We start from the raw sequence: 25,248 nt of genomic DNA, 5'->3' as shown, positions 1-25,248 counted from the left end.
CATCACAACTAGAAGAGGAGACACACCATGGGTGCATCTGACTTTTCCAAGCTGCCGCATATCGGCGAAGCCGTCCTGCGCCGCGAGGATGATCGCTTTCTGACCGGCGCAGGCCAGTACACGGACGACATCACGCTGGGCGCACAGGCCTATGCGATATTTGTGCGCTCGCCACATGCCCATGCCAGGCTGCGCAGCGTCAACGTGGATGCTGCCAAGGCGGCGCCAGGCGTGGTCGGCGTGCTCACGGGGGCCGACGTGGCGGCCGCCGGCATCAACGGCCTGCCCTGCGGCTGGCTGATCACCAGCACCAATGGCGAGCCCATGAAGGAGCCGCCGCACCCGATCCTGGCCCTCGATACCGTGCGCTATGTGGGCGACCAGGTGGCCATGGTGGTTGCCGAGACCCTGCAGCAGGCGCGTGATGCCGCCGAGCTGGTCGAGGTCGATTACGAGGTGTTGCCTGCGGTCGTGAACGTGGCCGATGCGGCGGGCGGCAAAAAGCCCGGTGCCGTGGTCCATGAGATCGCTCCCGACAACCGCTGCTACCAGTGGGCGATAGGCGACAAGGCAGCCGTGGATGCCGTGTTTGCGGGCGCTGCCCATGTGACCCGGCTGGATCTGGTCAACAACCGCCTGATCCCCAATGCCATGGAGCCGCGCGTTGCCATCGGCAGCTACAACCGCGCCATGGACGAGTACACGCTGTACGTGGCCAACCAGAACCCGCATGTGGAGCGGCTGCTGATGACAGCTTTCGTCATGGGCCTGCCCGAGAGCAAGGTGCGAGTGATAGCACCCGATGTGGGCGGCGGCTTCGGCTCCAAGATCTTTCTGTACGCCGAGGATGTCTGCCTGACCTGGGCTGCCAAGAAGCTCAACCGCAATATCAAGTGGACGGCCGATCGCAGCGAATCCTTCCTGACCGATGCGCATGGCCGCGACCATGTCAGCCATGCCGAGATGGCCATGGACGCCGATGGCAAGTTCCTCGCCATGCGCGTGCACACCGATGCGAATCTGGGCGCCTACCTGTCCACTTTCGCCAGCGCGGTGCCCACCATTCTTTATGCAACCTTGCTGGCGGGTCAGTACACCACGCCGCAGATCCATATCGAGGTCGATGCCTGGTTCACCAACACTTCGCCCGTGGATGCCTACCGGGGCGCCGGCCGTCCCGAGGCCACGTATCTGCTTGAGCGTCTGGTCAGTCGCTGTGCCTGGGAGATGAATCTGTCCCAGGCCGAGATCCGGCGCCGCAACTTCATCACCAGCTTTCCCTATCAGACCCCTGTGGCGCTGCAGTACGACACCGGCGACTACAAGGCCTGCATGGATCAGGCCGAGCAGCTGGCCGATGTGGCGGGATTTGCAGCGCGGCGTGCAGTCAGCGAGGCCAAAGGACTCAAGCGCGGCCTGGGCTACAGCAGCTACATCGAGGCCTGCGGTCTGGCGCCTAGCAATATTGCCGGGGCGCTGGGCGCACGGGCCGGTCTGTTCGAGTGCGGCGAGGTGCGCGTCCACCCCACGGGCAGTGTGACGGTGTTCACAGGCTCGCACAGCCACGGTCAGGGGCATGAGACGACTTTTGCCCAGGTGGTGGCGGCCCGGCTGGGCATTCCTGTCGAGCATGTGGAGATCGTCCATGGCGATACGGGTCGCGTGCCTTTTGGCATGGGAACCTACGGCTCACGCTCCATCAGCGTGGGAGGGGCGGCCATCATGAAGGCGCTGGACAAGATCGAGGCCAAGGCCAAGAAGATCGCCGCCCATCTGATGGAGGCCAGCGACGCCGACATCGATTTCGCGGGAGGCGAGTTCACGGTACGCGGCACCGACAGAAAGCTGCCGTTCGCCCAGATTGCGCTGACGGCCTATGTGCCGCACAACTATCCGCTGGACAAGCTGGAGCCAGGGCTGGACGAGACCGCTTTCTACGACCCCACCAACTTCACCTTCCCGGCCGGCACCTATATCTGCGAGGTCGAGGTGGACCCGGCCACGGGCGTGGTGCGTGTCGACCGCTTCAGTGCCGTGGATGACTTCGGCACCATCATCAATCCCATGATCGTGGAGGGGCAGGTTCATGGCGGACTGGCCCAGGGCATAGGGCAGGCGCTGCTGGAAAACTGCGTCTACGACCGTGACTCGGGGCAGTTGCTGACCGGCAGCTTCATGGACTACGCCATGCCCCGCGCCGACGATCTGCCCGACTTCAAGCTGGGCACGGTCTGCACGCCCTGTACTCATAACCCGCTGGGTACCAAGGGCTGCGGCGAGGCCGGGGCCATAGGTTCGCCGCCGGCCGTGATCAACGCCGTGCTCGATGCCCTGCATTCCTTGGGTGTCAAGGATCTGGACATGCCTGCCAGCCCGCACCGCGTGTGGGAAGCCATCGATGCTGCACGCCCCTGACCGCTGCCTGAACACCCGACTGAGAGGAAGAGAGGACAACACATATGTATGCCTTCAGTTACTCCAATCCCCGGACGCTGGATGAGGTGAGCGCTGCCAGCGGTCAGTTTCTGGCCGGTGGCCAGAGCCTGATTCCTTCCATGAAGCTGCGCCTGGCTCAGCCCGGCGCGATTGTGGATCTCAACCAGGTCGATGGCCTGGCGGGAATCCGAGTCGGCGGCGATCAGGTCGAGATCGGTGCCATGACCCGTCATGCCGATGTGGCTGCCAGCCGCGAAGTGCAGGCCGCCATTCCCGCGCTGGCCGAGCTGGCCGGCGGCATCGGCGACCGCCAGGTGCGCGCGCGCGGCACCATCGGCGGTTCGCTGGCCAACAACGACCCTGCGGCCTGCTATCCCAGTGCGGTGCTGGGGCTGGGGGGAACCGTAGTCACGAACTGGCGCGAGATAGCGGCAGACGACTTCTTTCAGGGCATGTACACCACGGCACTGGAAGAGGGCGAGCTGATCAAGGCCGTGCGCTTTCCCGTGCCCAGAAAGGCGACCTATATCAAGTTCAAGCAGCCCGCGTCGCGCTTTGCGCTGGTGGGGGTGTTCGTGGCGCAGACGGCGCAGGGTGTGCGCGTGGCCGTGACCGGCGCGGGGCTGTCGGTCTTCCGCCATGCGGGGCTGGAAGCCGCGCTCAACCAGAGCTTCACGGCCGCTGCGGCGGCTGCGGTGCTGATCGACGACAGCGAACTCAACAGCGATCTGCACGCGAGCTCGCGCTACCGGGCGCAGCTGATCAGCGTCCTGACGCAGCGGGCGGTGGATCAGCTGCTCTCAGCCTGAGCGGCTTGGCCGCTTTCCCCTCTCTCGCTTCGCGGGAGGGGGACAGCAGCCTCGCTGTGGGGCGGCCCTTGCTTGCTGTCTCTTTCTTGCAGGGCGCCCCGGCTTGGTTTTGTGCTGAATTTTGAAGAAAAGTGGCTCTGGTCTATATGGATAAAGCGCAGGCAGCTATGAATACTGATGTGAACAGCGCTTTGGAGTCGGTGGATGGGCTGTTGGCCGCCTTGCAGGAGGTGGGCTATTTCGCGGACCGGCGCCTGGCCACGGCCGTGTTTCTGGCGCTCAGGCTTCAGCGGCCCCTGCTGCTGGAGGGCGAGCCGGGCGTTGGCAAGACCTCGCTGGCGCAGGCACTGTCCCAGGTGCTGGCGCGGCAGTTGATCCGGCTGCAGTGCTATGACGGCCTGGAGCAGCGTGAAGCGCTGTATGAGTGGAATTACGCGGCGCAGCTGCTGCATCTGCGAGCCGCCGAGCTGCGTGGCGCGGCGGAACTGGAGGCTGTCGAGCAGGAGGTCTATCAGCCGCGCTATCTGGTGCGCCGTCCTTTGCTGCTGGCCCTGCAGGCGCCCGCGCCCGGCGCGGTGCTGCTGATTGACGAGGTGGACCGGGCCGACGAGCCTTTCGAGGCCTTTTTGCTCGAGTATCTGGGCGAGTACCAGGTCAGCATTCCCGAGCTCGGGGTCATCAGGGCCCAGCTGCCGCCGGTCACGATTCTTACCAGCAATCGCACGCGCGATCTGCATGATGCGGTCAAGCGCCGCTGCCTCTATCACTGGCTGGACTATCCCGAGCGCGAGCGTGAACTGGCCATTGTCCAGTCCAAGGTGCCTGAAGCCGGGGCGGCCCTGACCGAACAGATCGCCCGCTTTGTGGACCGGCTGCGCAGCCGCCCGTTTGCCGATGCGTTCGAGCGCACACCCGGCATTGCCGAAAGCGTGGAGTGGGCCAAGGCGCTGGTGGCGCTCGACACCCTGGTCATAGATCCCGAGCTGGTGCGCGAGACGGCGGGCATTCTGTTCAAGCAGCGCGAAGACGTGGCGGCGCTCACGCCAGAGCGTCTGCAGCAATTGCTGGAGCCCGATGCCACAGCCTGAGCTGCAGGTGCAGTCGCCAGTCCGGCCCGCAAGCGTGAGCTGGTGGGGGGACGCGCGCAGCGGCAAGCTGCCCATCAATCTGCTGGGGTTCGGCCGCGCGCTGCGCCGTGCGGGGCTGGCGGTGGATGCCGAGCGCATGGCGCTGGCCCAGCAGGGCCTGATGCTGGTGGGCATGAACCGCGAGGACGTGGCCGCCGCGCTGGAGGCTGTGCTGGTTTCGCGCGAACAGGACCTGGCGGTCTTTCGTGAGCTCTTCGCGGCCTACTTTCGCAATCCCGAGGTGGCCCAGCAGCTTCTGAGCCAGCTGCTGCCGGGCGCGCCGGAGGCGGCCCGGCCGCGTCACAGGCCGCGTGTGCAGGAGGCCTTGTCGGCGATTCGCGCCGCACGGCAAACACCCGCGAGCGAGGAGCTGACGCTGGATGCCGCCATGTCGGCCAGCGACCGGCACAGGCTGCAGCATGCGGATTTCAACCAGCTCAGTGCCAGCGAGTACCGCCTGGTGCAGCAGCTGGCGCGCGATATTCGCTTGCCGCTGCCCAGCTATCGCAGTCGCAGAAGCGAGCTGCGCGCCTCGGGGCTGCGCGTGCACTGGCCCGCCAGCCTGAAAGCTGCGGCAGCCACGGGCGGCGAACTGGCAAGTCTCAAATGGCGTAGGCGCAAGCGGTTGCCCATGCCCTGGCTGGCGCTGGTCGATGTGTCGGGCTCCATGGAGCGCTATGTGCGCTTGCTGCTGGCATTTCTGCACCAGGCCACCAGCCCTCGGCGCTATCCGCAGCTGCGCCGCCATGTCTACAGCATGGGAACCGGCCTGCAGGAGCTGGACCGGGCTTTTGCCTTCAGCGACCCCGATGCCATGCTGGCCCAGCTCAATCACGACATCGACGATTTCGGCGGCGGCACCTGCCTGGGGGAATGTCTGGCACAGCTGCGCCGCCAGGGGGCACGCCATCTGGTGGGGCGACGTACCCTGGTTCTGCTGGTCAGCGACGGGCTGGATACCGGCGACAGCGCGCTGCTGGAGCGGGAGCTGCAATGGCTGACCCGGCACAGTGCGCGCATTGTCTGGCTCAACCCCTTGTTGCGCTTTGACGGGTATGCCCCGCTGGCCAAGGGCGCGCAGGTGTTGCATCGTCACAGCCATGCCATGCTGGCCGTGCACAACCTGCAGTCATTGCAGCAACTGGCTGCACATCTGGCCAAGCTGCTGCAACTGCCGCACCGAGATTGAAAAGGAGAACACCATGGAAATGCATGCCAGCCGTCCTCTTGCCGTGAGCCAGCAGCAGGCCTGGGAGGCGCTCAACGATCCGCAAATCTTGCAGCAATGCCTGGCCGGCTGCGAGAAGTTCGAGGATGCGGGCGATGGCTCCTACGCGGTGACCATGTCCGTGAAGATCGGTCCGGTATCGGCAAAGTTCAACGGCAGGGTCACGCTGTCGGAGGTGCTGCCGCCCAAGAGCTACACGATTGCCTTTGAAGGGCAGGGTGGTGTGGCCGGCTTTGGCAAGGGCCAGGCCAAGGTGGACCTGACTCCAAACGATGCACGCCACTGCGAGCTGCAGTACGAGGTGCAGGCCCAGGTCGGCGGCAAGATTGCCCAGCTGGGCCAGCGCCTGATCGACGGCGCCGCCAAGAGCATGGCCGAGGATTTCTTTGCGCGCTTCGAGGCCTTGATGCAGCAGCGCCACCCCGGCGAGGAGAGTGAAGACGATGCGGAGGAGCCGGATACACGCTCCTGGGAACACGACGCGGCCTCCACCAGCTACGCCCCGCTGGACGCCACACCCTCGGCCCCGCCGCGCGAATCGTCTGGCATCCCCGTCTGGGCCTGGGGCCTGGGGGCTGTCATCGTGCTGGGCGCGCTCTGGCTGCTGACTCGCTGACTGGCGCATGAATAAAAAAAGCCCCTGAGCCTGAGGCCAGGGGCTGGGCGCAGGTGGCCAAACCTTACTGAGGCTGGGCGTGGAAAGCCTTGTTGGCAATCTTCCAGCCCTGCTCGGTCTTGAGCAGCACAAAGTAGTCGGTGAAGGTCACGGCACCGTGGTAGAGCGTGACCTTGGCCATGGCGGCCGTGCCCACGATGTCCAGGGAGTCGATGACGCGGCGACGCGTGGCTTCGTCGGCGGCGGGCGTGTTCTTGAAGCGCTGGCAGTAGAAGTCCAGGTCCCAGGAAGTCAGCGGGCCTTCGCGCACGGACTCCAGGCGGGCCGTGGGCATGAAGGCTGCGCGCATATGCTCGGCCTTGTCTTCGGCATGGCCGCGCATGTATAGCTCCAGCGGCACGCGCACGGCGGCTTCTTCGGGGTGATTGGTCAGACGTTCGGTGGTCATATGGGTTTCTCCTTGGAGCCGGATTCCTTGCGCCGCATGGCGGACGCAGCAATGGCGGTGTCAGCCGCCAAGCATGAGGCCTGCAAGCGCAATCATTGCTGCTATGAAAGTCAGCACTGTTTAAGTCTCCGAATGCGGAACTTCAGCAGGTAAACCCAAGGTAAAGCGGGGGTAAATGCTGGCAAAGCCGGCGATGCCTGACCCGGGGTTTGATTGCAACTGGATACCATTGGCGCCAATTCAGGCTCGAAATTCCTGCGCTCAACCATGTCCAGCTCATCCAATTTGCACCCCAATCGTCATTTTTTACAGCAGGGCAAGGTCCGGCCCGCGTTGCTTGCCACTGTGGTGCTCGCCGTGGCAGCCGCTGGCGGTGGCTATTGGTGGTATACGCAAAAACAGGGTGCAAGCGGCGATGCGTCTTCGGCTACCGCTCCCAAACAGGGAGTGGGCGGGCCCGGTGCACGTGCCGGACGCAATGGTCGCATGGGGCCGGGAGGCCCCGGCGGCATGAGCCAGGCTCAACCTGTGAGCGTCGGCGTGGTGGAGCAGCGAGACATGCGCGTGCTCGTCAGCGCCATCGGCACCATGAATGCACGTGCGACGGCCGTGGTGCGGGCCAAGGTTTCGGGCGAGCTGCTCAAGCTGCACTTCAAGGAAGGTGACGAGGTCAAGGCGGGTCAGTTGCTGGCCGAGATCGATCCGCGCAGCTTTGCTGCCTCGCTGGCACAGGTGCAGGGCTCTCTGGCACGCGACCAGGCCCAGCTCAAGAATGCGCAGCTGGATCTGCAGCGCTACAAGGAGCTTCAGGCGCAGGACTCGATTGCCCGCCAGCAGGTCGATACCCAGGCCGCACTGGTGCGCCAGCTGCAGGGCACGGTAGCGGCCGATCAGGGCCAGGTCGATGCGGCCAAGCTGCAGCTGAGCTATACCAGGATCACAGCCCCCATCTCGGGCCGTCTGGGTCTGCGCCAGGCCGACCTCGGCAATGTGGTCAATCCTTCCGATACCAACGGGCTGGTGACGATCTCCCAGATTCGCCCCATCGATGCCGTTTTCTCCATCCCCGAAGCCCATGTCGGTACGCTGGCCCAGCAACTGCGCGAGGGCAAGCTCATGCCCGTCGAGCTCTGGGACCGCGAGCAAAAGCAGATGCTGGCCAAGGGCCAGCTCAATGCGCTGGACAATACCATCGACACGACCACGGGCACGGTCAAGGCCAAGGCCTCGTTCGACAATGCCGAGCGCAAGCTGTTCGCGAATCAGTTCGTCAACGTCAAGCTGCAACTGCGCCAGCTCGATCAGGCGCTGGTGGTGCCCGCGAATGCGGTGCAGAACAATTTCGTCTATCTGGTCAAGCCCGACAACACGGTCACTCAGCGCAAGATCACGGTGGGGGTGACGGACGGTGACTATGTCAGCGTGCGCGGCGAGCTGGAGCCCGGCGACAAGGTGGTGACCGACGGCATCGACCGCTTGCGCGAAGGCGCGCGGGTGACGGTGGTGGACTCCGAAAAGGTCAAGAAGGTCGACCAGGCCGTGCAGGATGCCGCCAACCAGCCGCGCGGCATGATGCGCAACCTCAGTCCCGAGCAGCGTGAAAAAGTCGCCAAGATGACGCCCGAGGAACGCAAGGAGTTCTTCCAGAAGCTGCGCGCCGAGCGCGGCGGCAATGGCGCTAATGGCGGCAATGCGGGCCCGGGCCCCCGTGGCGCGGACGCCCGTGGCGATCAGCCGCGTGAAGCTCAGGGCAGTCCTGCCAAGGCCGATGCGAAGCCGGATGCCAAGCCTGCGGCTGCGAACGAGGCCAGGCCCCAGGCCGGCGCCGAGCGTGGTGAAGGCGGCGAGGGCCGCACAGAAAGAGCCGAGGGCCGGGGTGACCGTCCCCAGCTGAGTCCCGAGCAGCGCGCCAAGCTGGAGGCCATGTCGCCCGAAGAGCGTCGCGCTTTCTTCCAGAAGCTGCGTGCCGAGCGCGAAGCCAATGGTCAGACCGGCACGGCCGCCGGCGGCAAGGGCGACAGCAGCGGCACGGGTCGCTGAGCATAGTCAGAGCCTGCGGCCATCATGAATCTCTCGCGCCTCTTCATTCTCAGGCCCATCGCCACCAGCTTGCTGATGGTTGCGGTGCTGATTTCGGGCATTCTTGCCTACCGTCTGCTGCCCATCTCGGCCCTGCCCGAGGTGGATTACCCCACGATTCAGGTCACCACCCTCTACCCCGGGGCCAGCCCCGATGTGATGACTTCCAACGTCACGGCACCGCTGGAGCGCCAGTTCGGTCAGATGCCGGGGCTGGACCAGATGTCCTCGACCAGTTCGGGCGGCGCATCGGTCATCAGCCTGCGCTTTGCGCTCGATATGTCCATGGACGTGGCCGAGCAGCAGGTGCAGGCCGCCATCAACGCGGGCACCAATCTGCTGCCCAGCGATCTGCCCATGCCCCCGCTCTACAGCAAGGTCAACCCGGCCGATGCGCCGGTGCTGACGCTGGCCGTCAGCTCGCCTTCGCTGCCCGTCATCCGGATCAACGACCTGGTGGAGAACCGCCTTGCGCCCAAGCTCTCCCAGGTCAAGGGCGTGGGTCTGGTGGCCATTGCCGGCGCGCGCCGCCCGGCCGTGCGCATTCAGGCCAACCCGGCTGCGCTGGCCAGCTTCGGCATGACGCTGGACGATGTGCGCACCGCCATCTCTGCGGCCAACGTCAAGACCGCCAAGGGCAGTTTTGACGGCCCCAACCGTGCATCGACCATCGACGCCAACGACCAGATGCAGTCGGCGGCCGAGTACCGCAACCTCATCATCGCCTTCAAGAACGGCAATCCCGTGCGCCTGTCCGATGTGGCGCAGACCGTGGACGACGCCGAGAACACGCGTCTTGCCGCCTGGTCGGGCACACCGGAGACCGGCTCCAAGTCGGCCGTGATCCTCAATATCCGTCGTCAGCCCGGCGCGAACGTGATCGAGACGGTCGATGCCATCAAGAACCTGCTGCCCCAGCTCAAGGAGACCCTGCCGGCCTCCATCGACGTGCAGGTGCTGACCGACCGCACCGTGACCATTCGCGCCTCGGTCAAGGACATGCAGTTCGAGCTGGCCCTGGCCATCGCCCTGGTGGTGATGGTGATCTTCCTGTTTCTGCGCAGCGCATCGGCCACGCTGATTCCCAGTGTGGCGGTGCCGCTGTCTCTGATAGGCACCTTCGGCGTCATGTATCTGGCGGGCTTCTCCATCAACAACCTCACGCTGATGGCCCTGACCATTGCCACGGGCTTTGTGGTGGACGATGCCATCGTGATGATCGAGAACATCGCCCGCTATGTGGAAAAGGGCGAGCCGCCCATGCAGGCCGCGCTCAAGGGGGCCAAGCAGATCGGCTTCACCATTATCTCGCTGACCATCTCCCTGGTCGCGGTGCTGATTCCGCTGCTGTTCATGGGGGATGTGGTGGGACGTCTGTTCCACGAATTCGCCATCACCATGACGGTGGCGATCCTGATCTCGGCCGTGGTTTCGCTCACGCTCACCCCCATGCTGTGCGCGCGCCTGCTGCGCCACCAGCCCGAGGGCGAGAAGAATCAGGCGCAGTCCAAGGGTTTCAGCGCTGCGGTCGCGCGCTTTTTCGACAAGATGATTGCCGAATACGGCCGCATGCTGACCTGGGTGCTGGATCACAGCAAGCTGACCTGGCTGGTGTTCATCGCCACGCTGGTGGTCACGGTGCTGCTGTACTTCGCCGTGCCCAAGGGCTTTTTCCCCGAGCAGGATACGGGCACGATTGCCGCGACCACCGAGGCCGACCAGTCCATCTCCTTTGCCGCCATGGCCGAGCGCCAGCAGGCGCTGGCCGAGCATTTGCTCAAGGACCCGGCCGTGGCCTCCATCTCCTCGTTTATCGGCGTCGATGGAACCAATACCACGCTGAATACCGGCCGCATCCAGATCGACCTCAAGCCCCATGCCCAGCGTGACCGCCTGCCCGTGGTGCTCAATCGCCTGGCCGACGATTCCCAGGCCGTGCCCGGCATCCGCCTCTATGCCCAGCCCGTGCAGGATCTGACGATAGAGGACCGCCAGGCCCGCACCCAGTACCAGCTGCTGCTTTCCTCGCCGGACATGAACCAGCTCACGGCCAGCACCAGGATTCTGGTGGAGCGCCTGCAGCAGCTGCCCCAGTTGCTCGATGTGAGCAGCGATCTGCAGAACCAGGGCCGTCAGGCCTATGTGCAGATCGACCGTGCCCAGGCCAGCCGTCTGGGCGTGACGGTCTCGTCGGTGGACTCGGCCCTCTACAACGCCTTCGGCCAGCGCCTGATCTCCACCATCTTCACGCAATCCAACCAGTACCGGGTGGTGCTGGAGGTGGCGCCGCAGTTCAAGATCGGGCCCGAGGCCCTGCAGAACATCTATGCTGCATCCAGCAACGGCGCGCCGGTGCCGCTGTCTTCGATTGCCACGGTGAGCGAGCGCCCGATGGCGCTGGCCGTCAACCATGTGGGGCAGCTGCCGGCGGCCACCATTTCGTTCAACACCGCATCCGGCGTGTCGCTGGGCCATGCGGTGCAGGCGGCACAAGCCGTCATCGCCCAGTTGCGCGACGAAGGGCAGATCCCGCTGTCGGTGGACTCGCAGTTCCAGGGCGCGGCGCTGGCCTTCCAGGCCTCGCTGTCCAATACCCTGCTGCTGGTGCTGGCCGCCATCATCACCATGTACATCGTGCTGGGCGTGCTCTACGAGAGCACGATTCACCCGATCACGATTCTCTCCACCCTGCCGTCGGCGGGCGTGGGGGCGCTGCTGGCCTTGCTGGTGGCGGGGCTGGATCTGGACATCATCGCCATCATCGGCATCATCTTGCTGATCGGCATCGTCAAGAAGAACGCCATCATGATGATCGACTTCGCGCTGGACGCCCAGCGCGAGGAGGGCATGAATGCGCGCGACGCGATCTACCAGGCCTGCCTGCTGCGCTTTAGGCCGATTCTCATGACCACGCTGGCGGCCTTGCTGAGTGCTCTGCCCATGATGCTGGGAACCGGCGTGGGCAGCGAGCTGCGCCAGCCGCTGGGCGTGACCCTGGTGGGCGGCCTGCTGTTGAGCCAGTTGCTGACCCTGTTCACCACGCCGGTGATCTATCTGACCTTTGAAAGCTGGGCCGAGGGCTGGCGCACCAGGCGCGGCCTGCCGGCCGTCAAGCATGTGCCGCATTCCGAAGCCGAGGTGATGGGCGAGACCGAGGATGGCGGCCAGGACGGGGCGCGTCCATGAGCATCTCCACGCCCTTCATCTTCCGGCCCATCGCGACCTTGCTGCTGACCATCGGCATGGCCCTGGTGGGTGGCGTGGCCTATTTTCTGCTGCCGGTGGCGCCGCTGCCGCAGGTGGACTATCCAACGATTTCGGTGACCGCCAGCCTGCCCGGCGCGGCGCCGGACACCATGGCGGCTACCGTGGCCACGCCGCTGGAGCGTGCCCTGGGCGCGATTGCCGGCGTCAACGAGATGACGTCCAGCTCCAGCATGGGCAGCACGCGCATCACGCTGCAGTTCGATCTGACGCGCACGGTGGACAGCGCCGCCCATGACGTGCAGGCCGCCATCAATGCGGCGCGCACGCTGCTGCCCTCGGGCATGCCGGGCAACCCGACCTATCGCAAGGTCAACCCGGCCGATGCGCCCATCATGATTCTGGCGCTGACTTCGGACTCGCTCACGCGCGGCCAGATGTATGACGCGGCCTCCACGGTGCTGGCACAGAAGCTGGCCCAGGTGGAAGGCGTGGGCCAGGCATCGATCAACGGCGGCGCGCTGCCGGCCGTGCGCGTGGAGCTGGATCCGGTGCGTCTGGCGGCCAATGGCGTATCGCTGGATGCCGTGCGCACGGCCATCACCGCCACCAATGCCAATCGTCCCCTGGGCGCCGTGGAGCGCGAAGACCATTACTGGCAGGTGGCGACCAACGACCAGGCCCGCACCGCCGCCGAATACGCGCCCCTGGTGCTGCGCTGGAACAACGGCAATGCGGTGCGGCTGTCCGATGTGGCCGACGTCACCGACTCCGTGCAGGACATACGCAACTACGGCGTCATGAACGGAAAGCCCGCCGTGCTGCTGCAGGTGTTCAAGCAGCCCGATGCCAATATCCTGCAGGCCGTGGACAAGGTGCGCGCCATGCTGCCCCAGCTCAGGGCATCGATCAACCCGGCCATCGACGTCACGGTGATCTCGGACCGCACGCCCACGCTGCGCGCCTCGGTCAAGGAGGTGCAGAACGCGCTGCTGATCTCGATAGCGCTGGTCATCATGGTGGTGTTCGTCTTTCTGCGCCGGCTGCGCGCCACGCTGATTCCGGCCGTGGCCGTGCCTGCCTCACTGATGGGCACCTTCGGCATCATGTACCTGTGCGGCTACACGCTGGACAATCTCTCGCTGATGGCGCTGACGGTGGCTGCAGGCTTTGTGGTGGACGATGCCATCGTGGTGCTGGAGAACGTGATGCGCCACATGGAGCGCGGCAAGTCCGCGATGCAGGCGGCCATCGAAGGCGCGCGCGAGATAGGCTTCACCGTGGTCTCCATGAGCCTGTCGCTGATTGCGGTGTTCGTGCCCATTCTGTTCATGGCCGGCATCGTGGGGCGGTTCTTTCGTGAATTTGCCGTGGTCATGTCGGCGGCGATTCTGGTCTCCATGATCATCTCGCTGACCACCACGCCCATGATGTGCGCGGCCTTGCTGCGCACGCCTGCCGACGAGGAGCGCCGCCGCGCCGAACGTGCCCGGCGCCCGTTCACGCGCCGCTGGGATGCCTTCTGGCTGCGTGTCTCGCTGGCCATGGATCGCTTCGAGGCGCGCGTGACGGCGCTGTACCGTCACACCCTGGCCTGGGGACTGCGCCACCAGCCCGTGGTGCTGCTCAGTCTGGTGGCGGTCATCGGCCTCAACATCCATCTCTACCAGACCATAGACAAGGGCTTCATGCCCAGCGAGGACACGGGCCGCGTCATGGGCTTCATCCGTGCCGACCAGTCCACGTCCTTCCAGGCCATGGAGCGCCGCATCAAGCGTTTTCTCGATGTGGTGCAGCAGGACCCGGCCGTGGAATATGTGACCGGCTTTACCGGCGGCGGGCAGGCCAATTCGGCCAATATGTTCATGTCGCTCAAGCCCATGGCCGAGCGCAAGGTGTCCAGCGACGAGGTCATCAACCGCCTGCGTGAAAAGCTCAAGGATGAACCCGGTGCGCGCCTGTTCATGATGACCCAGAGCGATGTGCGCATCGGCGGACGCCAGAGCATGTCCTCCTATCAGTACACGCTGCAGGCCGACGATACGGCCGAGCTGCGCCTGTGGGAGCCGCGCATCCGTCAGGTGCTGTCCACCCTGCCGGAGCTGACCGATGTCAACAGCGATGTGCAGGACAACGGCATGCAGACCAAGCTGGTCATAGATCGCGACCAGGCCACGCGCCTGGGGCTGACGGTGGCCCAGATCGACAACACGCTCAACGATGCCTTCGGCCAGCGCCAGGTGGGTGTGATCTACAACCCGCTCAACCAGTACCGTGTGGTGATGACGGCCTCGTCCCAGTATCTGCAGAGCCCTGAGACGCTGCGCGGCTTCTTCTTCGTCAACAGCGCGGGCCAGCAGATTCCGCTGACGGCCTTTGCCAAGATCACCACCTCGACCACGCCGCTGTCCGTGCAACACCAGAGCGGCACGCCGGCCAGCACCGTGAGCTACAACCTGGCGCCCAATGTCTCGCTGTCGCAGGCCAATGACGCGATCCGCAATGCCATGCTGGAGCTGGGCGTTCCGGTATCCATTCGCGGCAGCTTCAGCGGCTCTGCCGGGGCCTTCCAGCAGGCGCTGGCGGGCCAGCCTCTGCTGATACTCGCGGCCATCATCACCATCTATCTGGTGCTGGGCATCCTCTACGAGAACCTGGTCCACCCGCTGACGATTCTGTCCACCTTGCCCTCGGCCGGCGTGGGGGCGCTGCTGGCGCTGATGTGGTTCAAGACCGAGTTCTCGCTGATCGCCTTCATCGGCGTGATCCTGCTGATCGGACTGGTCAAGAAGAACGCCATCATGATGATCGACTTCGCGCTGGAGCGCGAGAAAGGCGGCCATGCCACGGCGGCCCAGGCCATCTATCGCGCCTGCCACCTGCGCCTGCGCCCCATTCTGATGACCACCATGGCGGCCCTGTTCGGCGCGCTGCCCCTGGCCCTGGGCCGGGGCGACGGCGCCGAGCTGCGCCAGCCCCTGGGCATTGCGATCGTTGGCGGCCTGCTGCTGAGCCAGTTGCTCACGCTCTACACCACGCCCGTGGTCTATGTGCTGCTGGACCGTGTGCGCCGCAGCGTATTGCGCCTCTGGGCGCGCCGTCCGGCCAGAAGGCGCGGCGGCCAGGCCTCTGCCATGGTTGAGGCGAAGTGAGATGAATATGCCAGCACAGTTTTTGAATCAAATCGACGCCAAGCCCAATCAGGGTAAGCGTAAGCAGCTCACTTTTATGAAGAATTCTCCCAGGACGCTGTCCCGCTGGATGCCGCGTCTGCTGCCGCTTGCTGCGGCGCTGGCGCTGGCGGCCTGTTCCACCCAGCCTGCCTATCAGCCGCCCCGGCTCGATGTGCCGGCCCGGTTCAAGGAGGCCACGCCCGAGGCTGCGCAGTTCGGCGTCTGGCAACCGGCGCAGAGTTCGGCGGCCAGCCCGGCCCCAGCAGTGCCCGACCAGTGGTGGACGGTGTACGGCGACAGCACGCTGGATCAGCTGCAGCAAGCGGCAGCCGCAGGCAATCCCAGCGTGGAGCAGGCCGTGGCCCGTCTGCGCTCGGCCCAGGCCGCCGTCGCCAGCAGCCGTGCCGCGCAATTGCCCACGCTCAGCACCACGGGCAGCGGCTCGCGTGCCTTGACCGGCGGCGGCACCTACAGCAACACCAACGGCGAGAACGTGGCGCGCAGCGGCAGCATCAACAACAACTTCTCGCTGGGCCTGAGCGCCAGCTGGGAGCTGGATCTCTGGGGCAAGCTCTCGGGCGCGGTGGATGCCAGCCGGGCTTCGGCCCAGGCCAGTGCCGACGATCTGGCTGCGGCCCGTCTGTCGGCCCAGGCGTCGGTGGCTCAGACCTATTTCTCGCTGCGTGCCGCCGAGGCGCAGATGAAGTATCTGCAGGAGAGCCTGGAAGCCTACGAGCAAAGCCTGAAGCTCACGCAGAATCGCTACCAGGCGGGCGTGGTGTCGTCGGCCGATGTGGCCCAGGCCCAGTCCCAGTACAAGAGCACCCAGGCCAGCCTGCTGGAAGCCCGGATCACGCGCGCCCAGTACGAGCATGCGCTGGCGGCCTTGTTGGGCAAGGCTCCGGCCAACTTCAGCCTGCCGGTGACTGGCCACCTGCCGACGCCGCCTGCAGTGCCCGAGATGCTGGCTTCCACCTTGCTGGAGAGGCGCCCCGACATTGCTGCCGCCGAGCGCCGCGTGGCCATGGCCAATGCGCAGATCGGCGTGGCGCGTGCGGCCTATTTCCCGTCGCTGACCCTGTCGGCATCGGCCGGCTATCGCAACTCCGTGCTCTCCGATCTGCTCAATGCACCGAATCTGTTCTGGTCGCTGGGGCCGGCGCTGGCCATGAGTCTGTTTGACGGCGGCGCGCGTTCGGCGGCCGTGGAGTCGGCCCGTGCCACGCTGGACCTGAATGCCGCCACCTACAAGCAGACCGTGCTGACGGCGCTGCAGGAGGTGGAGGACAACCTGGTCGCTGCCGTCAATCTGGCGCAGGAGGAGCAGGTGCAGACCGAGGCCCTGGCCGCCGCGCAGAAGTCGCTGACCGTGGCCAACAACCAGTATCAGGCCGGCATCGTGGCCTATCTGAATGTGCTCTCGGCACAGACGACGGTGCTCAGCGCCCAGAACAGTCTCAACAGCGTCAGAAACCGCAGGCTGACGGCCGTGAACACCTTGCTCAAGAATGTGGCCGGACGCTGGGAACCGCTGGAGGCGGGGCTGCGCAAAGAGTGAGCGCGCCGTGCAGGCTTGTGGTCTGGGTTACAACCGTGGCTCTGTTGTTGTAAATATCAAACCATGAGCATTGCTGTTTTCTACCTGCGCAATTCCGAGCCCGAGGGCCAGACACCGGTCTGGCAGCCGCAATGCCGGGCCTTCTCCGATGCGCAGATGAGCGAGGCGCTGGCCCTGTGCCAGCAGCTGCGCAAGGACGAGCGCCATGCCCATGTGGTGATTTCGTCGGAGCTGCGCGATATGGTCGGGCCCGTGGGCGTGTCTGCGGTCGAGGACGGCAAGACGCCCGACGGAGTGGACTATCAGTGGAGCAAGGCCGGGCGTGCCGGGGCCAGTCGCCGAAATGCGGCCGAGCCGCCCAGGCAGCGCCAGGATATGGATCGCTAGGCCGAAAACGGCTGACTAGGCCGCCTGTACTTTGGCCAGATAGCTGGCCAGCAACTGCATGCTGCCGCTCCAGCCCATGTTCATGCTGGCATGCGAGCTGTCGAACACCGCTTCTTCCACGGCACTGGCGTTGAGGGCACGCCATTCCAGATGCAGGCGCGTGCCGCCGGCTTCCTCGCTGAGCGTGGTGGTCGACAGGGTGTAAAGCGGCCATTGCGGTGCCATCGGGTGACGCGTGACGCCGCCGGCGGCATCGCTGAACTGCACCACGACGACGATGCGCTCGGGCGCTTTGAGCTCCCTGAAGCTCCATTTGCCCCACATGGCGGGCGCCAGGGGCATGGCCTCGGCGCGCATGCCGTAGTGAAAGCTGCCGCCTTCGCGTGCATCCACATCGCATTGCGTCATGATCATGCCGGGCGGGCGCATCCAGTGGCTCAGGTGCTCGCCTTGCGTGAAGGCCGCGTAGACCAGCTCGCGCGGTGCCTTGATGAATTGCTCGATGACAAACGGGGCAGAAAGTCGCTCGGTCATGGACATGCCTTTGCAGATCGCTTGGAGCCGTCCATTGTGCACAGAGCGCAACCGACTTCAAGCTTCAAGCGCCGCGGCTGCAGGCTTGGATATCAGGCTTCGAGATCAAAGGCCTGGCGCAGTGCATCGCCGAACTGCGTGGAACCCGAAAGACAGAGGCTGACCGTGGTGCGGCCCGTGGCCGAGGCCTGCAGCTCCAGCCTGCCGGCTGCCCTGTCGAAGCGGGCGCTCAAGGGCTCGCCGTCATCGTCCTGCGCCTGCAGGTCATAGTCCCAGTCATTGCCGTCTTCCAGGGCGCCCTGGCGGCCCGCAAACTTCTGGCTGGCCCAGCGCAGCAGGGCTTCGATTTCGCCGGCCAGTTCCGGCACGCGCTCGGCCTTGACGCTGGCCATGGCGTCCCAGGTGCCCGTGCCTTCTTCATCTTCGCTGTAATCGAATTCCAGATAATCCAGAGCCATGGCATATTGCGCGCTGTTGGGGGGAGCCATTGTGCCTGTGCCTTGCTTCGCGCATGGCTGTGGGCCTTTTGGCCACAATCAGCCGTAGATATATATACAAGGCGTTGTCAGCTATGAATTCTGAACTCGATGATGGCTGCGAGTCGCTCTGCATGGTGCAGGCCCTGCAGGTGAGTTTTGGCTACCCGGGCCACGCGGTGGCCCATGAGGCCTCGCATTGCTGGCATGCCGGGCTGTGCCTGCTGCAAGGCGACGAGGGCACGGGCAAGACCAGCTGGCTCAGGGCATTGGCCGGGCAATTGCCGCTGCGCACGGGCTTGCTGCACTATCCGTTTGCCGACAACGGCCGTCTGGCAGCGAGTTCCTGCTTCTGGCAGGACCCGCGCCAGCCGCTCAACGAGGTCTATAGCCAGATGCCGGTCGAGAGCTGGGTGGCTTTGCAGCGCACGCTGTATCCGCATTGGTCGCAGCAGCAGTTCGAGCAGCATGTGCAGGGCTTCGGGCTGGAGCCGCATCTGCACAAGCCGCTGCTGGCCCTGTCTTCGGGCACGCAGCGCAAGCTGTGGATGGCCGCGGGCTGGGCCAGTGCAGCCGAGCTGGTACTGATCGACGAGCCGCTGGCGGCGCTGGACAAGCCGTCCGAGCGCTATGTGCAGCATGCGCTGGCTGCGATGGCCGCCGAGCTCAAGAACCCGGCGCGGCCTCGCTGCGTCATCGTGGCGCATTGGGATGCCATGCAGGGGGTGGACTGGGAGGATGTGATGGAGCTGGCTACATCGCCTTGAAGCGCGTGGCGTAGAGACGGCTGACGGCCAGCTTTTCGGGACGCTCGCGCAGCAGCAGGCTGAGGCGCCCGGACTCGTCACGCTGGGCGCTGGCAATGGCTTGCGCCCGCACCACGGTGCCGCGATGGATTTGCCAGAACTCGCGGGCGTCCAGTTGTGGCAGCAGATCCTTCAGCGGAGTGCGGATCAGATACTCCTGGCCGGCCGTCAGCACGCGCAGGTATTTGTCGGCGGCTTCGAGGTAGATGATGTCCTGCACCCTCACCATATGGATCTGGTTGCCGACGCTGGCCTGAATGATCTGCAGCGCAGCGGGGCCCTGCCCCAGCAGTTGCTGCTGCAGCCCGAGCAACTGTTCGAGCTGACGGTGATTCTGCATGGCAAGGTCCGTGCCCTGCACCGGCTGGCGCTGCTGCCACCACTGCTGCAGGCGCTGCACGGTCTGGCCGAGGCGCGCCGCCTGCACCGGCTTGAGCACATAGTCCATGGCGCAGGCCTCGAAGGCCGCCAGGGCGTACTGGTCATAGGCGGTGACAAAGACAATCGCCGGCAGTGCTTGCTCCTCAGGCCAGGCATCGGCGATTTCGGCGGCGGCTTCCAGCCCCGTCTGGCCGGGCATGCGAATGTCCAGGAACAGCAGATCGGGCAGCCGGGTCAGCGCCTGCTGCACGGCGCTGATGCCGTCGGCCACCCTGGCCTCTATATGCAGCTGGGGCCAGAGCTGACCCAGCAACTGCTGCAATGCCAGGGCCAGCAGCGGTTCGTCTTCGGCAATCAGGGCGCGCGGCGTGCTGGTGTTCATGGCTGGGGCTTCAGGGGTAATACGATGCAGGCCCTGGTTCCGCCTGCGCTGTCTGCCGTCAGGTCGAAGCGGGCAGCGCCGCCGTAGCGGCTGGCCAGACGTTCGCGAATCTGCTGCAGGCCAAACCCGGAGCCCGAAGGCGGCTGCTCAGGCAGCACGGGCAGGCCCAGGCCATTGTCATGCACGCTGAGCAGGAGATGGCTGTCATCCAGCATGCTTGCGTGAACGGCAATGTGGCCGCCGGCCAGCTGGGGCTCCAGTCCATGGCGAATGCTGTTCTCCACCAGCGGCTGCAGCAGCAGGGTTGGCACGGGCAGTTCGGCCAGATCGGCGGGCAGCGTCAAGGAGTAGGTGAGTCTGTCGCCCATGCGGATCTGCATCAGGGCCAGATAGTCGGCCAGCAAGGCAAATTCGCTGGCAAGACTGTGGGTGCCGTTGCGTGAACCGGCCAGCGTGGCACGCAGGTAGGCAATCAGATGGTCGAGCATCTGCTCGGCGCGTGGCGCATCGCTTGCAATCAGCACGCGCAGATTGGCCAGGGTATTGAACAGCATATGCGGCTCCAGCTGGGCCTGCAGCAGGCCGAGCCTGGCTTCGGCGGCCTGGCGCTGGGCCTGCTCTGCCTGCATTTGCAGATGGCGCGACTTGCCCACCACATAAAAACCCCAGGACATGGCAATGCTGGTCGCCAGGGTGATGGCAAACGGCAGCCATAGCGAGGGCCGGGCGGTGGCGGGCAGTTCGGGATGGAGTTGCTGAACATAGAGGCTACCCAGCGGATTGCCCAGAATCAGGCCTGCTGCAATTCCCAGCGGCACCACGGCCATGCCGCGCATGCCGCGCGGCCAGGGGATCTCGTCGGACTCGCGCCAGTGCAGTCGGAGCAGATCGATGCTCAGCCAGCTGATCAGGCCTATGGCCAGCGAGTAGGCGAGATTGATATCCCACAGGCCCTGGCCGAGTGCCGTCAGGGCTGCCGCGATCAGCAGACAGGCCGCTGCGGTGATGCCGGCGTGGCGGAGCAGGGGGGCGGGCGCAAACATGGACATGACAGGCATGTTAGGTGATGGGGGTGCCGGCATCTAGCGCTTTTCGCTGCGCTTCAGCGCTTTCAGCTCGTGCTCCAGCAACTGCTGAAAGAGCGGACTGCCGGGTGCCAGCAACCAGACTACTGCGCCATGCATCAGCAGGCCCAGACCCCAGCCCAGAGCCGGGTAGACGGCCCAGTGCCGTCCCTGGCTCAGAGCCAGGGCCATCAGGCCCAGATTCACCGCAGCATAGGCCGCAGCATGGATATACCAGCCCAGCTTCATGCCGGCGCGGCGGCGTGCCTGGCGGTACAGAGCGTCTTCAGCGATCGGGTTCATGTCTTTTCCTTGTGGTGCTTGAGATGAATGCGGGGATCAGGCCAGTCGCTGCCACAGCAGATTGCCGAGCAGGCGGCCCGGAAGCAGTGTGAACAGCCCTGCGACGACGCAGCTGCCGAAGTACAGCTTGCGCATGATGCTGCGGTGCTGGCCGATGCGTCGATGGGCCAGATGCCAGAAGGACAGCGCCAGGCCGCCCAGCGTCACGGGGATCAACAGATGGATGGGCGTGAAGCCTGCCCAGTTGGGCAGCTTGAAGTCGCGTATGAACAGGGCGGAGATGGCGGTGGTCAGCATGAGCAGCACAAAGCCACGGCCTGCAATTCTGTGCACCCAGGGCAGGGTGCCGGCCTGGCGCCTGGCCCAGAGTGCAACGGCTCCGGTCAGAGTGGCCGCGATGGCGGAACTCATGTGAAAGGCAATCAATGGCGTGAGTTGCATGGCTGGCTCCTGGTGGTTGCACATGACTGTGCAAGCCGGGCCTGCTGCCGACCAGCGCTTTGCGACGAAGTGACCAGACACGGGAGCCAGTTGCACCTCGGCAGGTGTGAGTGGTGTGCTGGTTTTTTTGTGTTTGTTTGTGCGCGCACACATATCACACGGCAGTTTCAGGACTTGCGGCCTGCCTTGGATTCCGTTGAGATTTCAGGGTGTTTGGCATCGGCAAGGAGATTGATTATTAAAATTAACGATTCTGAAAATCATTCTCAATAACATTAATAATGTTCCTGCTCCGACCGATTTCCCTGGCTGCCCTCGCACTGTGCAGCCAGCAGACCGTTTTTGCCCAGACTTCCAGCACTGAATCAGAAGCTGCCCTGCAGACCGTGACCGTGGAGGCCAGCGCCGATGCTTCCGCCCAGGGTCTGGCCAAGCCTTTTGCGGGTGGACAGGTGGCGCGCGGCGCGCGTGTCGGCGTGCTGGGAAACCAGGACATGATGGAGACCCCGTTTTCCGCCACCAGCTACACCAGCGATCTGATTCAGGATCAGCAGGCCAAGAGCGTGGGCGACGTGCTGCTCAACGATGCCGGCGTGCGCTCGGCGCGGGGCTTCGGGAATTTCCAGCAGGCCTACTTCGTGCGCGGCTTTGTGCTGTATTCCGATGACGTGGCCTACAACGGCCTGTACGGGCTGGTGCCGCGCCAGTACATGGCGTCGGAGTTCGTGGAGCGCGTGGAAGTATTCCGCGGAGCGAATGCCTTTCTCAGCGGCTCGGGTGCCGGCAACGTCAGCGGCGGCGGTCTGGGAGGCCTGATCAATGTGGTGCCCAAGCGCGCCGGCAACGAGCCGCTCAATCGTGTGACCCTGGGTGGCGCCAGCGGCGGGCAGGCCTATGCCGCTGCGGATGTGGCGCGCCGTTTCGGCCCCGATGATGCAGCCGGTGTGCGCCTGAATCTTGCGCGTCGCAGCGGCGGCACCGGCGTGAGCGGTGAGAAGGTCCACACCACGGTCGGTTCGCTGGGGCTCGATTGGCGCAGCAGCCGTGCACGCCTGTCGGCCGATCTGGGCTGGCAGGAGCACAAGCTGACGGCGCCGCGTCCCTCGCTGACCCCTTCGGGCAATCTGCCCATTCCGGCTGCTCCGGACAGCAAGACCAACTACGCCCAGCCCTGGACCTACTCCAACAGCCGCGACCTGTTCGGCACCGTGCGCGGAGAATACGATTTCAACGACCAATGGACCGGCTGGGCCGCTGTGGGCATGCGCCGGGGCAGCGAGGACAATGCGCTGTCGGGCCTGACGCTGTCCAGCGCGGCTGGCGATGCCACGGTCAACCGCTTCGACAACACGCGCAAGAACCGCGTCAAGACCGGCGAGCTGGGCCTGCGCGGCAAGTTCGAGACCGGCGCGGTCAAGCATTCGGTGGTGGCTTCGCTGTCGGCCTTCGATTCCAGCGAGCGCAATGCCTGGGGCTACAACTACGCAACCGGCCTGAGCAACAACATCTACAACCCGGTGGCCCTGCCTGCGCCTGGCTACACCGGTCTGGGCGGCATCCTGGGCAGCCCGCGCGAGACCGAGCGCGTCAAGACCAGCAGCCTGGCGCTGGCCGATACCCTGGGCTTCATGGACGAGCGCCTGCTGCTGACGGTGGGCATGCGCTACCAGACCATCAAGGTCGACGGCTTCGATGCCACGACGGGCGCAAGCTCGGGCAGCTACGACAAGAGCCGCGTGACGCCGGTGGCGGGTCTGGTGTTCAAGCTGACCCCCGAGGTGTCGGCTTATGCCAACTACATCGAAGGTCTGGCCAAGGGCGGCAGCGCGCCCATGAGCAATGGCGGTCAGGTCGTCAGCAATGCTGGCCAGGTGTTCGCTCCCTATGTCTCCCGTCAGAAGGAGGTGGGCCTCAAATACGACGGCGGCAATATCGGAGCCAGCGCCTCCTTCTTCACCACCAGCATGCCCAGCGCCTATGTGGAGAACAATGTCTACGGCGTGTTCGGCAAGCAGCGTAACCGCGGTCTGGAGTTCAATGTGTTCGGCGAGCCCGTCAAGGGCCTGCGCGTGCTCGGCGGCCTGACCCTGCTGGACGCCAAATACCTGACCACGGCGAGTGGCGCCAATGATGGCAAGCGCGTGGTGGGCGTGCCCCGCAGCCAGGCCAATATCGGCGCTGACTGGGATGTGCCAGGCGTGCGCGGCCTGGCACTGAATGCACGGCTGATGTATACCGGCGCGCAGTACGCCAATGCAGGCAACACCCAGCGCGTGCCGGCCTGGACCCGCTTTGATCTGGGCGCCCGCTATCTGATGGACGTCGGCGGCAAGCTGGTGACCTTGAATGCACGCGTGGACAACGTGGCCAACCGCAACTACTGGGCCTCGGTCGGCGGTTACGCCACCAACGGCTATCTGGTTCAGGGCGCACCGCGTACCTTCTCCCTGACCGCCAGCGTGGACTTCTGATGCGCGCTCTGTGGACCGTGGTTCATCGCTGGGTCGGCCTGTTTCTCGCGGCTTTCCTGGTCATGACCGGTCTCACGGGAGCGGTGCTCTCGTGGGATCATGAAATCGACGACTGGCTCAACGCCGACATGCTGCACACGCCAGGGCGCGGCCCGCTGCAGACGCCGCTGCAACTGGCCCAGGCCGTGCAGGCGGCCGACCCGCGCGTCGAGATCTCCTATATGAGCCTGGGCCTGCGCGAAGGCGAGGCGGCGTCCTTTCTGGTGCGCCCGCTGGTGGACCAGGGCACGGGCAAGCCCCATGTGCTGGGCTACAACACGGTGTTCGTGGACCCGGTGACGGGGGCCATCACCGGCCACCGCGACTCCAAGAGCCTGGCCCTGAGCTGGCGCAATCTCATGCCCTGGCTGCGCCATCTGCATGAAAGCCTGCTCAGTCCCACGTTCGCGGGCAGCAACCGCTGGGGTTACTGGTTCATGGGCGGTCTCGCGCTGCTGTGGCTGGCCGACAGCTTCTGGGCGCTGGTGCTGACCCTGCCGGTGAAGAAGAAGGCGGCTGCGGCCGTGGCGCAGGACGCGCCCGCCCGGTCCGCCGGCAAGTCCTGGTGGGCGCGCTGGATGCCGTCCTGGCGCATACGCTGGGGCGCCGGTGCCTACAAGCTCAATTTCGATCTGCACCGCGCCGGCGGGCTGTGGATCTGGGGCGTGATCGTCGTCGTGGCCTTTACCTCGTTCTCGATCAATCTCTACCGCGAGGTGTTCTATCCCGTGATGAGCAAGGTCTCGACCACCACGCCCGGCCCCTACGAGACGCTCAAGCCGGCCCCTTTCGGCAGCTTTATCGAGCCGAAGATCGGCTTTGCCACGGCCATCGAGATCGCGCGCAAGGAAGCGGTGCAGCTGGGCATCAAGACCGAGGCCGGAGGCATCTGGTATGGCGGGGATTTCCCGTTCTACAACGTGTCCTTCTTCGATCCCGACGACGAGACCGGAGCCATGGGCATGGGGCTGTCCAATGTCTATGTGAGCTCGGAAAGCGGCGAGGTGCTGGGCAGCTATCGTCCCTGGCATGGCACGGGAGCCGATGTCTTCGTGCAGCTGCAGCTGCCGCTGCACAGTGGCCGCATTCTGGGCACCTTCGGGCGTGTGCTGATATCGGTGGTCGGTGTGATGGTGGCCATGCTGTCCATCACCGGTGTCGTCATCTGGTGGAAAAAGCGCCGTGCCCGGCGAACGGCCCTGGCAGCTGCCTCAGCCTGAAACCACAAAGCCACCTTGCGGTGGCTTTGTGCATTGCGCGCTGCGCGGGAGCGGCAAAGCCGCTCA

Annotated in this window: 20 protein-coding genes; 13 read left to right on the top strand and 7 right to left on the bottom strand. The window is 65.2% G+C overall.

Annotated elements, in window-relative coordinates; translation table 11 throughout:
* The first annotated feature begins 27 nt into the window (after positions 1–27).
* The 5 genes from CTR2_RS20375 (at position 28) to CTR2_RS20355 (ending at position 6,216) form a co-directional block, all read left to right on the top strand.
* Positions 28–2,415 (top strand): xanthine dehydrogenase family protein molybdopterin-binding subunit, encoded by a 2,388-nt coding sequence (locus tag CTR2_RS20375; protein WP_087081478.1) that lies wholly within the window; start codon positions 28–30, stop codon positions 2,413–2,415.
* A 44-nt stretch (positions 2,416–2,459) separates the two neighbouring features.
* Positions 2,460–3,245, top strand: coding sequence for an FAD binding domain-containing protein (locus CTR2_RS20370; RefSeq protein ID WP_087081480.1), 786 nt, complete (start codon positions 2,460–2,462; stop codon positions 3,243–3,245).
* A gap of 167 nt (positions 3,246–3,412) precedes the next feature.
* Positions 3,413–4,333 carry an AAA family ATPase gene (locus CTR2_RS20365; RefSeq protein ID WP_087084490.1) on the top strand — a complete coding sequence of 307 codons (921 nt, stop codon included), beginning with the start codon at positions 3,413–3,415 and terminating at the stop codon, positions 4,331–4,333.
* Positions 4,320–5,561 carry a vWA domain-containing protein gene (locus CTR2_RS20360; protein ID WP_087081482.1) on the top strand — a complete coding sequence of 414 codons (1,242 nt, stop codon included), beginning with the start codon at positions 4,320–4,322 and terminating at the stop codon, positions 5,559–5,561. The genes CTR2_RS20365 and CTR2_RS20360 overlap by 14 nt, the downstream gene beginning before the upstream one ends.
* 13 nt (positions 5,562–5,574) lie before the next feature.
* Positions 5,575–6,216 (top strand): SRPBCC family protein, encoded by a 642-nt coding sequence (locus tag CTR2_RS20355; protein WP_087081484.1) that lies wholly within the window; start codon positions 5,575–5,577, stop codon positions 6,214–6,216.
* 64 nt (positions 6,217–6,280) lie between these two features.
* Here CTR2_RS20355 and CTR2_RS20350 read toward each other — a convergent pair whose 3' ends face one another.
* On the bottom strand, positions 6,281–6,664 hold the full coding sequence (locus CTR2_RS20350; protein ID WP_043004737.1) for a nuclear transport factor 2 family protein: 384 nt from the start codon (positions 6,662–6,664) through the stop codon (positions 6,281–6,283).
* 267 nt (positions 6,665–6,931) lie between these two features.
* Between CTR2_RS20350 and CTR2_RS20345 the strand changes: the two genes are divergently transcribed.
* The 5 genes from CTR2_RS20345 to CTR2_RS20325 all read left to right on the top strand — a co-directional run bounded on the left by CTR2_RS20345 (position 6,932) and on the right by CTR2_RS20325 (position 17,065).
* Positions 6,932–8,704, top strand: a complete 1,773-nt coding sequence (locus CTR2_RS20345; RefSeq protein WP_087084491.1) for an MdtA/MuxA family multidrug efflux RND transporter periplasmic adaptor subunit — start codon at positions 6,932–6,934, stop codon at positions 8,702–8,704.
* 24 nt (positions 8,705–8,728) lie between these two features.
* Entirely contained in the window at positions 8,729–11,929 is a 3,201-nt protein-coding gene (locus CTR2_RS20340) for an MdtB/MuxB family multidrug efflux RND transporter permease subunit (protein ID WP_087081486.1), read from the top strand.
* On the top strand, positions 11,926–15,099 hold the full coding sequence (locus tag CTR2_RS20335) for an efflux RND transporter permease subunit (RefSeq protein WP_087081488.1): 3,174 nt from the start codon (positions 11,926–11,928) through the stop codon (positions 15,097–15,099). The genes CTR2_RS20340 and CTR2_RS20335 overlap by 4 nt, the downstream gene beginning before the upstream one ends.
* Before the next feature lies 1 nt (position 15,100).
* Positions 15,101–16,678, top strand: coding sequence for an efflux transporter outer membrane subunit (locus CTR2_RS20330; RefSeq protein ID WP_087081489.1), 1,578 nt, complete (start codon positions 15,101–15,103; stop codon positions 16,676–16,678).
* 63 nt (positions 16,679–16,741) lie between these two features.
* On the top strand, positions 16,742–17,065 hold the full coding sequence (locus CTR2_RS20325) for a hypothetical protein (RefSeq protein WP_012839346.1): 324 nt from the start codon (positions 16,742–16,744) through the stop codon (positions 17,063–17,065).
* A 15-nt stretch (positions 17,066–17,080) separates the two neighbouring features.
* Here the strand turns inward: CTR2_RS20325 and CTR2_RS20320 are convergent, their stop codons facing one another.
* Both CTR2_RS20320 and CTR2_RS20315 read right to left on the bottom strand, forming a co-directional pair.
* Complete coding sequence (locus CTR2_RS20320) at positions 17,081–17,599, bottom strand: SRPBCC family protein (protein WP_087084492.1); 519 nt, start codon at positions 17,597–17,599, stop codon at positions 17,081–17,083.
* Positions 17,600–17,691: 92 nt separating this feature from the next.
* Complete coding sequence (locus CTR2_RS20315; protein ID WP_254913237.1) at positions 17,692–18,087, bottom strand: hypothetical protein; 396 nt, start codon at positions 18,085–18,087, stop codon at positions 17,692–17,694.
* A gap of 83 nt (positions 18,088–18,170) precedes the next feature.
* Between CTR2_RS20315 and CTR2_RS20310 the strand changes: the two genes are divergently transcribed.
* Positions 18,171–18,842: an ABC transporter ATP-binding protein gene (locus CTR2_RS20310; RefSeq protein ID WP_087081491.1), complete on the top strand. Its 672-nt coding sequence runs from the start codon at positions 18,171–18,173 to the stop codon at positions 18,840–18,842.
* Here CTR2_RS20310 and CTR2_RS20305 read toward each other — a convergent pair.
* The 4 genes from CTR2_RS20305 to CTR2_RS20290 are packed head-to-tail and all read right to left on the bottom strand — an operon-like array spanning position 18,829 to position 21,452.
* Positions 18,829–19,644, bottom strand: a complete 816-nt coding sequence (locus CTR2_RS20305; RefSeq protein ID WP_087081494.1) for a LytR/AlgR family response regulator transcription factor — start codon at positions 19,642–19,644, stop codon at positions 18,829–18,831. The two genes, CTR2_RS20310 and CTR2_RS20305, sit on opposite strands and share 14 nt — an antisense overlap.
* Positions 19,641–20,702, bottom strand: coding sequence for a sensor histidine kinase (locus CTR2_RS20300; protein ID WP_087081496.1), 1,062 nt, complete (start codon positions 20,700–20,702; stop codon positions 19,641–19,643). The genes CTR2_RS20305 and CTR2_RS20300 overlap by 4 nt, the downstream gene beginning before the upstream one ends.
* Positions 20,703–20,726: 24 nt before the next feature.
* Entirely contained in the window at positions 20,727–21,011 is a 285-nt protein-coding gene (locus CTR2_RS20295; RefSeq protein ID WP_087081498.1) for a 2TM domain-containing protein, read from the bottom strand.
* A 36-nt stretch (positions 21,012–21,047) separates the two neighbouring features.
* Positions 21,048–21,452, bottom strand: coding sequence for a DUF2306 domain-containing protein (locus CTR2_RS20290; protein WP_087084494.1), 405 nt, complete (start codon positions 21,450–21,452; stop codon positions 21,048–21,050).
* A gap of 281 nt (positions 21,453–21,733) precedes the next feature.
* Here CTR2_RS20290 and CTR2_RS20285 point away from each other — a divergent pair, with 281 nt between their 5' ends.
* On the top strand, positions 21,734–23,923 hold the full coding sequence (locus tag CTR2_RS20285) for a TonB-dependent receptor (RefSeq protein ID WP_140400991.1): 2,190 nt from the start codon (positions 21,734–21,736) through the stop codon (positions 23,921–23,923).
* Positions 23,923–25,182, top strand: coding sequence for a PepSY-associated TM helix domain-containing protein (locus tag CTR2_RS20280; RefSeq protein ID WP_087081500.1), 1,260 nt, complete (start codon positions 23,923–23,925; stop codon positions 25,180–25,182). The genes CTR2_RS20285 and CTR2_RS20280 overlap by 1 nt, the downstream gene beginning before the upstream one ends.
* Positions 25,183–25,248: the final 66 nt, after the last annotated feature.

It is taken from the genome of Comamonas thiooxydans (genome assembly GCF_002157685.2).
In the GTDB taxonomy this organism is placed as follows: Bacteria; Pseudomonadota; Gammaproteobacteria; order Burkholderiales; family Burkholderiaceae_C; genus Comamonas; species Comamonas testosteroni_H.
This window is presented reverse-complemented; position numbering and strand designations above follow the sequence as displayed.